Here is a 12251-nt window from a genome sequence, read left to right on the forward strand (position 1 = left end):
AAAATAAAGAAAATCCAAGAATTTCCTGGTACTTCTAACCTTTGCGTCGTTGCGCCTTCGCGTTAATAAATCTTCTCCGCGATCTCTGCTCCCCTCCGCGACCTCTGCGTTCCAACCCCTCTTCTTCCCGTTTTTCCGTTGCCCATCCCCCATCCCTTGAACGAACACGACCCGACTCGTCATCATGGTGGCGCACTCAAGTTCGTCGAAGAAAGCACTCCATGAAGATTGCCATCGTTGGCCTCGGGACGGTCGGTTCCGGCGTTGCCCAGATTCTTACCACTCACAAAGCACGCACCGCTGCCCGGACTGGCACCCACATCGACATCGTCCATGCCGTCGTGCGTGATCTGAAAAAACTACGCGACTGTGACCTCCCATCCAGCATCGTCACTGACGACCTTGCCGTGCTCAACGATCCTGCCATCGATACCGTCGTCGAACTCATCGGCGGTACCACCATCGCCCGCGACGTCGTCCTGACAGCCCTCAAGAACGGCAAGAACGTCGTCACCGCCAACAAAGCACTCCTCTGCGTCCACGGCGACGAAGTCTTCCGCACCGCCCGCGAACTCGGCCGCACCGTCTGTTTCGAAGCCGCCGTCGCGGGGGGCGTTCCGATCATTGAAGCGGTCGGGCAGTCGCTCGCCTCCAACCAGGTCACTTCACTGGAAGGCATCCTCAACGGGACCTGTAACTTCATCCTGACCGAGATGTTCCTCAAGGAGAAAACCTACAACGACGCCGTCCGCCTCGCCCAGGAAAAAGGTTACGCCGAAGCTGACCCCACGATGGACGTCGCTGGCACCGACGCTGCTCAGAAGCTGACCGTCCTTGTAAGACTCGCCTTCGGCCTGCGGATCTCGACGGACGACTTCCTCGTCAAAGGGATCGACTCGCTCACGCTGACCGACCTCCAGCAAGCTGCTCACCTGGGATACCGCGTCAAGCTCCTCTGCACCGCGAAACTGCACGGCGATAAGCTCGAACTCCACTGCCAGCCGACCTTCATTCGCAGAGAGCAACCCCTCGCGGACGTCGATGACGCCTACAACATGATCGAACTCCACGGCGACGCCGTCGGCAAAACCTGGTTCTCCGGCATGGGGGCAGGACAGATGCCAACTGCCTCTGCGGTCGTCGCGGATATCATCAGCCTGGCGGTCGGCCGGGCGCAACTGACCTTCCCGCGATTGACCCTGCTGGAAGAATCGACCGGCATCACGATCCTTCCCAAAGAAGAGATCCAGCGCCGCTTCTATCTGCGGTTCTCCGCCCTCGACAAACCGGGCACCCTCTCCCGCATCGCCAATGTTCTCGGCGAACACAAAATCAGCATCTCGTCGCTCATCCAGCACGACGAAACCCTCGGCCCCCCAACCCCGTCCACCGACGACGAATCCTACGTCCCGATGGTCATCATTACTCACCTCGCCACCGAAGGCCAGATGCTCGCCGCCGACAAAGACCTCGCCAACCTCAAGTGCTTAGCCCCGCCGCATGTCCGGTTACCAATCCGGGATTGAGCCCTCTTGATCCTTCTCCCCCGGGGAGAAGGTGGCCGAGTCGAACCTCTGGTTCGCAAATCAATACCGACGAGGTCGGATGAGGGATCTCTGAGAAGCTAAGGACACGGTGTGCCACGGCTGTGTCAGCCGTGGGTTTGCGCGAATGATGTCCAACTTGAAATTCGGCACGGCTGACACAGCCGTGGCACACAGATTCCAATATCACGGTCACTGCCATCTGTGACTTCTCTGCGCCGGAAAAGGATCTGGCAATCCAATCGACACTGTTGTAATATAAAACAACACCTCTGATGCGAGAACACATTGAGCGACATCAGCATCATCTGGGACTTACCAGACGATCCAACGGGGAATGTCCATCATATCGCCATGAGCAAAGCCCAATCATCCCCCCAACATCGCAAGCTTCTTCAGGAAGTCCGGAAAGAATTCCAGGCGAAACCGTCGATTGAAGAGTTAATCGATTCAAAAAAATACCGCAAAGCAATTCCATTTGGTGAGTATCTCCAGATGGAGTTGATTGCCCGCGAACTCAAGGCCGCACGGATTGCCTCGGGCCTGAGTTTGACGGAAGTCGCCAGCGCCACGGGAATGGACCGCTCCGCTATTAGTCGCATAGAGAATGGGACAACAAAAAACGTCACCATCTCAACACTGAACCGACTTGCGAAAACTTACGGGCGAGCGTTTCATTTTGCTCTCCGAGATGTCTCGGCAAGTCATTGAATTATCCAAGCAGTCGCCAATGCCCACCTTCTACCTCATCGCCGGCCCCAACGGCGCCGGCAAAACAACATTCGCGAAGACGTTCCTGCCTGGCTTTGCTGACAGCACTCGCTTCCTGAACGCTGACCTGATCGCGGCTGGGCTTTCGCCGTTTGATGTCGATGCCGTCGCCGTTCAGGCCGGTCGGATTCTGCTCACGAATATGCAGAATGCCATCACGTCGCAAGGATCGTTTGCTCTCGAAACAACCCTGTCAGGACGTGGCTACCTCAAACAGATTCGGCAAATGAAAGACAATGGCTACCACTTTGTTCTGACATTTTTTTGGATCGAATCGGCTGAAATGGCGATCAAACGCGTTGCTCAGCGTGTGCAACGAGGAGGCCACGATATTCCTGCAACTGTTATTCGACGCCGCTACGTTTCTGGCATCCAGAATTTCTTTCGAGAATATAAAGACCTTGCCGACGAATGGTATTTGCTGGACAATACATCGACAGGTCACCGGACGGTTGCAAGCCACGTTGGCATCGTGAACGAAGAGTTGTTCGAGCGGATCAAAGTGCAAAATCATGTCGACTGAGACCCGACCAATCCTGGACCATTCCGAGATGATCAAAGCCGCCCACGCCGAGGCGATGCGCAACCTCCTCGCCGACGCCAAGCTCCGCGGCTACAAACTCGTCGTCGAAATGGATGGCAAGGTTGTCGAAATGACGGCCGAGGAGATTGAGGCCCTGCAAGACAATCCTTCGAACTCGAGTACCATCCTTTAGTAAGAGAACATCAACATGGTTGCTCTCATTATTGATCCTGACTACCAAGAGATGCTGATCCAGCAGCGACAGGAAACCGGAGCCGACCGCTGGGACGAAGTCTGGGAAGGAGTTTACGTCATGTCGCCGGGGCCGAATGAAGAGCATCAGGATTTTGTTGCAGAGCTCGTTTTCATTCTCAAGACTGTTGTTCCAAGAAAAATCGGCCGAGTTTATCCCGGCATCAACGTTTCGGATCGCTTCGACTGGACCAAAAATTATCGTGGCCCGGATGTTGCCGTTTATTACAGTGACAACCCTGCCGAGAACCACGACACCTTCATGCTCGGCGGCCCTGATCTCGCAATCGAGATCGTCTCTCCTTACGACCGCACGCGTGAAAAACTCGACTTCTACGCCAAGGTCAACACTCGCGAACTGCTCATCATCGACCGCGATCCCTGGAAGCTCGAACTCTACCGTCTGACCGATGGCAAGCTCACGCTCGTTGCTGACGTCAAGCCTGACGATTCCGCCTTTCAGACCAACACTGTCCCACTCTCCTGGCAACTTCTCTCCGGCAAAGACCGACCACAGATCAAAATCGATAGCCCGACCGGTCAAAACTGGATGATCTGACCTCCGTGTCCTCTGTGCCCTCCGTGGTGAAATTCTTCCCAGATTTCAGTACGATAAGCTGGTCACTTGAAAGGACACCGACATGACAGCTCCCGCCTGGAAACAGCCTCTGATTGATCTTTACCTCGAACGTGCTCTCCTGCGTGGCGATTTCACCCTCGCCTCCGGCAAGAAGTCGAACTTCTTCCTCGACAGCAAGCAGGTCACCCTTCACGCCCGCGGACTCGACCTCATCTCCCGCGCGATGCTCGAAGCCGTCAGCGATCTCCAGTACGACGCGGTCGGCGGACTGACCATCGGGGCTGACCCCATCGTCTCCGGCATGGTCGCCCTCGCGGCCAGCTCGCAGCCCGACCTCGTCGGCTTCATTGTCCGCAAAGAAACCAAGGACCACGGCACTCAGAAGTTCATCGAAGGCCCGGTCAAAAAAGGGGATAAGGTCCTCATCGTCGAAGACGTCGTCACCACCGGCGGGTCTGCGTTGAAAGCCGTCGACCGCATCCAGGAATTCGGCTGCGAAGTCATCTGCGTCGTCGGCATCTGCGACCGCTTAGAAGGCGGAGCCGCCGCCTTCGAAGCCCGCAACCTCCCGTTCCGAGCCCTCATCACCATCGACGACCTCGGCGTGCCGCGCAATCCAAATTGAGTTCCCCAAGGCGAGCGGGGGGTGTGAACCCCCTGTCCCCTGCGCTCTCAACAAAAATCACCAGTCAGATAGCGGTCGTGGATGACTGCGGTCAAGAATGATGATTGATCCGATACCAACCATCACACGAATGCCATCTATTCGCCATCAACCCGTGCATTTCAGATTTGAATCCGCCGGATCAATTGTTATTGGTTTAGTACGAAATATAGAAAGTGTTACGTTTGCATGAGTATTGAAGGTCCCAACGACATCATCTACGACATGAATTCAAGAAGTGATTTGGTACGCTTTGTCTATGCACTCCAAGATGAACTCGACCATCATCCTGAATTATGGGAGAATCGTGACTTGTCCACTTTTTTGGGTGCTTTTGCTCGATTTTTAAACGATGCAGATGGCTATTACATTAACGCAAAGGAAGACGTAAATGCAGATATTCCATCATGGCGTCTCATTGCAGATTCTATGCTAGCCGCTTCCTCGTACGATTAAATTTGGCAGGCGACGAGATGGCTGGAGGCAGGAACGTTAGCTGACCCCAGTTGATCGCAGGTTGGATGTTAGAGAAGGCGATGCTCGTTGTGTGTCCCTTTGGGGGCAGCTAGAAAACCTAACCCCAGCTACCCATTGCCTCACGATTCGGAACTCCCCATGCCCCTCAACGAAACCGAACAGCAACGTCAGGAATTGATCGAACACCATTTCCAAGACGGCATTCCCGATCTCGCCGACTACCTCACGTCAGACGGCTTCCATAATCACGAAGCCCTCGACCGAACCCACCTTGCTGTCAATTTCGTTGACGAAAACATTCTGAATCACCCAGCGATTTTCCTCGACCCGAAACGTCACGAACTCGCTTCTTCTGCTCTGCAAAATCTGATGGACCTCTACCAACTCATCGGTCGTGCCGACTAAGACGAATCCTATCCATGTAGGGTCCGCTGTGCGGACCGTTAATCGACATTCTATCCTGACTGCAGTGTGTTGATGTCGATGACAAACTTCATGGCTTTTTTTTGATATCACCGCGAATTCACGGTCCGCACAGCGGACCCTACAGGTGACTCATACCGTCTGATTCTCGCTATGAAATCATGGACGGTATGTATGGGACGATTTCACTCGTCTCGTCTCCTCACCCCGCCAGACTTCGCACCACCAGCACAAACACAATCAACGAAGCTAGCAGCCCTGAGATAAACAACAGCGCCGCGGCAACGATTTCGTTGGGCTTCTTGACGTCTTTTGAAACATCCGTCAGCGTGATCTCGTGCATGGTTCCGCGATCAAAATCCTCCGGCAGTACGGATGCCGGTAACGTCGCCAGGATCGCTTCTCGAATTGCCAGAAACTGCTCCGGCTCACACATCAGCTGGTAACGGTGCCCGGTGTGATCAACGACAAACAACGTTGCGTCGTCGTCGTCGTCTTCTTTTGCGTCATCGTGAGTTGGCGTCGTCGCGGTCATTTTCGTTCGGGAGCTTTCTCAAAGTAAATCAGCAGCCCCCCAAAGGCCTAATGAATTGATGATCATGCCATTGTACGCATAATTCTCAGCCCTGGACCACCGAATTTTCTAAGGTTCCCAGGCCGGTGATCGAGATGCGGACGAGGTCGCCGGGGTTTAACGTGAAGTTGTCGGGGGGGATGATGCCGGTGCCGGTGAGGAGGGCGGCTCCGTGGGGGAAATCGAGTTCGCGGCCTAGCCATTGGGCGAGGTCTTCAAACTTGCGAACGATCTGGCCGAGGTTGGTTTCGCCGGTGAAGACGTCCTTGCCGTTGCGCTGGATCGTCAGGTGGATCAGCGTTTTCGGCAGGTCGAGTGGGCCGTCAGCGAGGAGAATGTAAGGGCCGATCGCGCAGGATTGGTTGTAGACCTTGGCCTGGGGCAGATAGAGCGGGTTCTCGCCTTCAATGTCTCGGGAGGACATGTCGTTGCCGATGGAGTAGCCTTTGATATTCATTTTGGGATCGAGGATCAGGACGAACTCCGGCTCCGGGACGGACCAGGTGGCATCTTTGCGAATGCGGACAGGCACGCCGTGGCCGACGACGCGGGTCGGGGTCGATTTGAAGAAGATCTCCGGACGGTCCGCAGTGTAGACGTGGGCATAATGGTCGGCTCCCGATTTGGATTCTTCCATGCGGGCGACCTGGCTGCGTTTATAGGTGACGCCGGCGGCCCAGACTTCCTGGGAATCGATGGGGGCCAGGAAACTGACGATTTCGAGGGAAACAGGGGCGATGGTGGAATCGATGAGAGATGTCGCGAAATCGGCGGGCGTATCGCTGTGAAGGATATCACTGAGACGCAGGGTTCCCTCTGACGTGGTCATGTTGAGGGCCTGGACGGAGGATTCGCCGACGATGACGACGTGTTGTGTCTGGTTGGGGAAGAGGACTTTGGCGAGACGCATGTTGAGACTTTCGCAGTGGGTTTTGCGGACGGGAAATGCTGAAGCGGATGTCGTCAATGGATGCCGTTGGTTGCCTAGCGCCCACCCTCATCCGTCGTCGAAGCGACGCCACCTTCTCCCCTCAAGGGAGAAGGGACAAAGGCGAGAAAGTCATGCTAACAAAATTGAGGGGCGGGATGCGGATGTCGAAGGGATTTCGGGTGCAGGAAGTTGGGATTTTGTCGAGGGGAGCGGCGGGTTTAGAACGGTGACTTGTAATGTTGACATTGGTTTCCGGGGCCCTGTCTGCTTCGTCTAGGCAGAAAAAAGCTGTTGAGATAAAGTCCGCTCTCTTTGGGCCAAAAACACGCGCAGGAAGCGGTGGGTCTGGTCCGAAAATCACGTCCAGGTTGCTTTTCGCGACTCCGCGGAAGGCCAGTTCATCAGGATGATGAAGGAACGACCGACCATGGCCTCTGCCTCTCCCTCTGCACGAATGTTGTTAGCAGCCATGCTGCTGCTATCAACTGGCTGCAGCACGATTGCCCACTATGCGGACCCGTATCAGTGGCGCAAACTCAACCGTGGTGCGGATTACGGACGCGATTCATACAACTTTTCCATCCCTGAACCGAAACTGGAAACGCCCACGGCCAAGCCCGCACGAAACATCGCGCTGGATCTGCCCAACAGCCGCTCGTTGATTCCGGTCAGTACGATGCACGACTAATACCCGACTTTCGAGACGCCTTTTTTCGGTAACTGTTTCCTTCTCGAAGACTGTTCAAGGACGATTGACCATGCGATACGGACGTCGCGCGACTGCCTTTTCTACAACTGCTGTCAGTTGGGTTTGCGTTCTGTGTGGCGCGGTGACTGCTGCCTGGGTCTTCGACCTGATCCCGCATCGCAAGCCGATGGCTGTTGAAACACAAGAGACGGCCCTGACGACCGAGTCGCCTGCTGTCGACTTCAATCCCGAACTGCAGCAGAGCCAGTCTGAGCCGATGCCCATGGCTGCCTCGGAACCGGCGAACGTTGCCGTCAATCTGGATGAGTTGTTTATCCCCGCGACTTTGGGGCAAGCCGAACAAAGTGAACCGGTTCAGACCGAGGGTGTGGTTGAAATCGCCTTTGATCAGCCGGCTGTGATGACGAATACCCCATCGCCCATGACGACATTGACCGATGACCAGATTTCGCCCGCTCACCCGATGCAGAGTGAGCCAGCCTTTGGTTCGGCGATGGTTGCCTCCCATCAGCAACCAGCTTCCGATCCCACTGCTCAAGATCCATTTGCTGCCTACGAAGCCAAGCAACGCAAGTTCGAGTTTGTCGCTGCCCAGGGCCAGGGTGCTCCTGCTCAGCCCGCTCCTCGCAACGAAGCCGGCTGGAACCAACTCGACGAGTCGGCTGTTTCCAACATGACGATGAAGTCAACTCCCGATGCGGCTTTCCTGCAGACTGCCAGCCGAGGCGGAGATGGATTTTCGTCACCAGCAGCTGCGAACTCGGTAGCGACGTTTCAGCCTGCCAATCCCCATTCTGGACAATTTCAACTGATGCCAGCCAATCCTGCTGAGGTTGATGGCTACTCAGAAAAGCCTGGTCAAACCCCGAACGTGAACACTCGCACGCTGACGTTCAATCCAGAGCGCGATCACGTTCAACTGCTGGCTGATCCTTATCGCGGCGGTGCAACGAATCAACTTGCTCAAGTGGAAACGGATGCCAGTGGCATTCAGCAGACCGGGTTTTCTCAGCCTGCCAATCCACAGCCGTCGTTTGGAAATTCCTCAATGATGACGAGTGAATCTCGCTTCTCGACGACTGCTCCCGGCCTGCCGAAGGAAGTACCGACTCAGACACAGCTGATGGAAAAAGTCCTTGGTGTTCCTGGCAGCAAAGAAGCACCTGTCGATGAAATGATGAGTCGCAAGACGCCACAGGAAGAAGTTCAACGTCTGCGAACGCTGTCTGAGCTGTATTGGTCGACGCCACAGTCTCGTCCTGATGTTCAGAAGGAAATCGACGAACTGTCTCGCAAGATTTACTTCTCACCTGCCGTGCACTACATGGCTCCTTACACGGTCCAGCAGGGGGACATTCTGCAGACAGTCGCCAAGACCTATAACGTTCCCTGGCAGTACCTGGCACGTCTGAACCGCGTCACACCTGAGAAGGTGCGAGCAGGTGCGGGTCTGAAAGTGATCAAGGGACCATTCTCAGCCATCGTCGATCTGAGCGACTACGAGCTGATCATTCACGCTCATGGCTATTATGTGTGTCGCTTCCCAGTCGCAACCGGTAAGAATGACAGCACTCCGACTGGAACATTCTCTGTGATCAACAAAGAAGTCAATCCGACTTATTATGGTCCGGAAGGCGTCGTTGCCGCGGATGATCCTGCCAATCCACTGGGCGAGCGTTGGATCGACCTGGGGAACAGCATCGGGATTCATGGCACGATTGATCCGGATTCCATCGGCAAAGCGATGTCGAAAGGCTGCATCCGTCTGACGAATGAGCATGTCTCGATTGTGTACGACCTGCTGGGCGTGGGGTCGGAAGTCACGATCGTCCCGTAAATGCAACCAATTGTCAGGGTTCGAATTATGACTTCTGAGTGAATTCGAGTTCGGACTGGTGTGCGAAAAGTCTCAGTATTCGCTGTTATTCGAGACAGCTTTTGTTATGGTGGCAAATCAACATAGTTTGATGACGCATTGCGTTCTCATGCCTGATTGGCCCACCTCGAAAGCTGCTCGATGGACATCCCTCCGCTTCTGATCATGGCGATCGGCATCGCAACGGTGCTGTTTCTGATTCTGGCTGCCCGCCTGAATGCATTTCTGGCGTTGCTAATCTCGGCCATCCTTGTCAGCGTCTTGTCGCCTGGACTGCCGGCTGAGAAAATTGCCCGCGTCGCGATGGAGTTCGGGTCGGCGTGTGGAAAAATCGGCATCGTCATTGCGCTGGCAGCGATCATCGGGGCTGCCATGCTCGAGAGCGGGTCAGCGGATCGGATTGTCAAATTCTTCGTCAAAGTTCTTGGTCAGAAGCGAGCACCGATTGCGCTGCTGGGAACGAGTTATGTGCTGGCGATCCCTGTCTTTCTGGACACTGTCTTTTATCTGATGGTGCCGCTGGCACGGTCTTTCTACATTTCGACGCGCAAAGACTACATGAAGTGCCTGCTCGCGATCACCGGCGGAGGCGTTTTAACACACTGCCTGGTCCCGCCAACTCCAGGACCTTTGCTGGCCGCTGAAATCCTGGGTGTGAATCTTGGAACGATGATCATCATGGGTATCATCGTGACAATTCCTGCTGCCATCGCAGGTTATTTATTTGCAGCGATCGCTGGTCCGAAGTTCGATATCAAGCCCGACGTTCACACGATCCAAGCTGAGATTGATGATCCCAAGCTGGCCCCGATTGTGGATGATGACAAACGACTGCCCGGGCTTTTCGTTTCGGTCCTGCCGATTTTTCTCCCCGTGTTTTTGATCGGGTTTCAATCGCTGGTCGAATCCCTTGATGATATTCCTGCTTACCGGACGCAGTTCGTGGGCTGGACGCAATCGATCGGCCTGGGCAACACGACCGACATGGTGGATGTCGTGAAGAAGGATGGCAGCACGATTCAACTATCGACAGCTGAAGTCGCTTATGATCGTCAGATCCTGGGGTGGATCAAGTTCTTTGGAGATGCGAACTTCGCCCTGCTGTTGTCGACCGGGATTGTGATGCTGGTTTATCACGTCAAAACGAAGCGTCCTCGGGCGCATGCCGAGAAGATGGTGGAAGACGCGTTGACGTCGGGCGGGATGATTATCCTCATCACTGCTGCTGGCTCTGCCTTTGGAGCCATGTTGCGGGTGGCAGGCGTCGGGCAGGCGATTGAAGCGATCTTTGTGGAGCAGCAGTTCCCTAGTGGAGCATTGATCTTCGCCGCGTTTGGATTGTCATCAATCATTAAAATCGCCCAGGGCTCCAGCACGACGGCGATTATTATCACAGCCGGGATGATGGCAGCGATGATGCAGAATCTGGATCTCCCGTTCCACCCGGTTTACATTGCCCTCTCGATCGGTGCAGGGGCGCTCGTTGGTTCGTGGATGAATGACTCGGGATTCTGGGTCTTCACGAAGATGGGTGGCGTTACGGAAGCTCAGGGTCTGAAGAGCTGGACGCCCTGTCTGGCAACGGTCGGGATTGCTGCATTCATTTCAACGTTGGTTTTCTCGCAAATCCTGCCAATGGATCTGCCATTGCCTCCGACTGGCCCGTAAAACATTGGTGTTTTCAAAACCATTGCTGTCTTTGATTCATGCTTTTGACCTCACAGGAAACACATCCATGCTCAAGACTTTGATGACGCTGCCGACGGTACTGATTCTCGCGGTCGCTGTTTTGACCAGCTCGACGCTGATGGCTCAGGACTCTCTGAATTTCCCGACGATGGGAAAGATCATTTCGCATGATCCTGCGATGTCGAAGGTGCTGGATGAGTCGGCCAAGCTGCAGGTGATTTCGTCGGGGTATGTCTGGTCGGAAGGGCCGCTGTGGATCAATGATGATTCCAACAAGTTTGGCGGGTATCTGCTGTTTTCGGACGTCCCTCAGAATACGATCTTCAAGTGGGTCGAAGGAGTCGGTGCCAAGCCCTGGATGAATCCGTCCGGATTTACGGGACCTGCCGGTTACAGCAAGGAATCTGGCTCGAACGGGCTGACGCTCGATACCGAGGGGCGCATCGTCTTCTGTGAGCATGGTGATCGACGGGTCTCCGTGCTGTCTAAAGGTGGCGGGAAGATGACGCTGGCAGACCGATGTGATGGCAAGCGGTTCAACAGTCCGAACGATGTCGTCGTTGCCTCCAATGGGAACATCTACTTCACCGATCCTGCGTATGGACTGCCTCAGGGGTTCAAAGATCCCTCTCGCGAGACCTCTTACTGCGGCGTGTACCTGATTCGTCCAGATCGCAGTTGTGTGCTGCTGACGGAAGAATTCGAAGCACCGAACGGGATTGGTTTATCGCCGGATCAGAAGACGCTGTATGTGGCTCAGTCGAGCGGAACGCAGCCGCTGTGGAAGGCCTTTGATATTAAGGCAGACGGGACGGTTGAGAAGAGTCGGGTCTTGCTGGCTGCGAATGAGACGGGCGTCAAATTGCCGGGCGCACCGGACGGGCTCGATGTCGCGGCTGATGGAACGATCTTCTCGTCAGGTCCTGGCGGAGTCTGGATGATCTCTCCTGAAGGGAAGCTGCTGGGACGCATTGAAACGGGCGAGCACACGTCCAACTGCACCTTCGGCGGGAAGGATGGCAGCGTCCTATATATCACCGCGGATACCTATATTTGCCGCATCCAGACGAAGACCAAAGGGCAGCGCTGGAAGTGAGAATTGCCCCCGGGAGGGCGAGGCTCCGTCCGAGCCGCTGTCCCGCGTTGCAACCGTCAATCAGTTGATTGGCATCACTTCCTGCACCGGAATGGGAAACAGTCGAAGCCATCGAAGTCCCTAACATAGTTGAAGTTTCGCA

14 protein-coding genes are annotated in these 12251 nt (G+C 55.2%); 12 read left to right on the top strand and 2 right to left on the bottom strand.

The window, feature by feature from the left end:
* Positions 1–221: 221 nt before the first annotated feature.
* The 8 genes from SH248x_RS13595 to SH248x_RS13630 all read left to right on the top strand — a co-directional run bounded on the left by SH248x_RS13595 (position 222) and on the right by SH248x_RS13630 (position 5216).
* Entirely contained in the window at positions 222–1526 is a 1305-nt protein-coding gene (locus SH248x_RS13595; RefSeq protein WP_459554826.1) for a homoserine dehydrogenase, read from the top strand.
* Positions 1527–1832: 306 nt separating this feature from the next.
* A complete protein-coding gene (locus SH248x_RS13600; protein WP_459554827.1) occupies positions 1833–2255 on the top strand; it encodes a helix-turn-helix domain-containing protein in 423 nt (140 codons plus the stop codon).
* Entirely contained in the window at positions 2236–2838 is a 603-nt protein-coding gene (locus tag SH248x_RS13605) for a zeta toxin family protein (RefSeq protein WP_459554828.1), read from the top strand. The genes SH248x_RS13600 and SH248x_RS13605 overlap by 20 nt, the downstream gene beginning before the upstream one ends.
* The gene (locus SH248x_RS13610) at positions 2828–3031 is read left to right on the top strand and encodes a hypothetical protein (RefSeq protein ID WP_459554829.1); all 204 of its coding nucleotides are present in this window, start codon (positions 2828–2830) and stop codon (positions 3029–3031) included. Before SH248x_RS13605 ends, SH248x_RS13610 begins: the two co-directional genes overlap by 11 nt.
* Before the next feature lie 15 nt (positions 3032–3046).
* Complete coding sequence (locus SH248x_RS13615) at positions 3047–3649, top strand: Uma2 family endonuclease (RefSeq protein ID WP_459554830.1); 603 nt, start codon at positions 3047–3049, stop codon at positions 3647–3649.
* Between the two features lie 82 nt (positions 3650–3731).
* Positions 3732–4295: an orotate phosphoribosyltransferase gene (gene pyrE, locus SH248x_RS13620; protein ID WP_459554831.1), complete on the top strand. Its 564-nt coding sequence runs from the start codon at positions 3732–3734 to the stop codon at positions 4293–4295.
* Positions 4296–4523: 228 nt separating this feature from the next.
* Positions 4524–4790: a DUF7660 family protein gene (locus tag SH248x_RS13625; protein WP_459554832.1), complete on the top strand. Its 267-nt coding sequence runs from the start codon at positions 4524–4526 to the stop codon at positions 4788–4790.
* 159 nt (positions 4791–4949) lie between these two features.
* Positions 4950–5216 carry a hypothetical protein gene (locus SH248x_RS13630; protein WP_459554833.1) on the top strand — a complete coding sequence of 89 codons (267 nt, stop codon included), beginning with the start codon at positions 4950–4952 and terminating at the stop codon, positions 5214–5216.
* Positions 5217–5436: 220 nt separating this feature from the next.
* Here the strand turns inward: SH248x_RS13630 and SH248x_RS13635 are convergent, their stop codons facing one another.
* Both SH248x_RS13635 and SH248x_RS13640 read right to left on the bottom strand, forming a co-directional pair.
* The gene (locus SH248x_RS13635) at positions 5437–5769 is read right to left on the bottom strand and encodes a hypothetical protein (protein WP_459554834.1); all 333 of its coding nucleotides are present in this window, start codon (positions 5767–5769) and stop codon (positions 5437–5439) included.
* An 85-nt stretch (positions 5770–5854) separates the two neighbouring features.
* Positions 5855–6718, bottom strand: a complete 864-nt coding sequence (locus tag SH248x_RS13640) for a fumarylacetoacetate hydrolase family protein (protein ID WP_459554835.1) — start codon at positions 6716–6718, stop codon at positions 5855–5857.
* Between the two features lie 448 nt (positions 6719–7166).
* On the opposite strand from SH248x_RS13640, the gene SH248x_RS13645 reads away from it, so the two are divergent.
* The 4 genes from SH248x_RS13645 (at position 7167) to SH248x_RS13660 (ending at position 12109) form a co-directional block, all read left to right on the top strand.
* Positions 7167–7427: a hypothetical protein gene (locus SH248x_RS13645; protein ID WP_459554836.1), complete on the top strand. Its 261-nt coding sequence runs from the start codon at positions 7167–7169 to the stop codon at positions 7425–7427.
* Positions 7428–7497: 70 nt separating this feature from the next.
* Entirely contained in the window at positions 7498–9285 is a 1788-nt protein-coding gene (locus SH248x_RS13650; RefSeq protein WP_459554837.1) for a L,D-transpeptidase family protein, read from the top strand.
* Positions 9286–9465: 180 nt separating this feature from the next.
* A complete protein-coding gene (locus SH248x_RS13655) occupies positions 9466–10992 on the top strand; it encodes a GntP family permease (RefSeq protein WP_459554838.1) in 1527 nt (508 codons plus the stop codon).
* Between the two features lie 67 nt (positions 10993–11059).
* Positions 11060–12109 (top strand): SMP-30/gluconolactonase/LRE family protein, encoded by a 1050-nt coding sequence (locus tag SH248x_RS13660; protein WP_459554839.1) that lies wholly within the window; start codon positions 11060–11062, stop codon positions 12107–12109.
* Positions 12110–12251: the final 142 nt, after the last annotated feature.

This window comes from Lacunimicrobium album (genome assembly GCF_052161635.1).
Lineage (GTDB): Bacteria > Planctomycetota > Planctomycetia > Planctomycetales > Planctomycetaceae > SXPC01.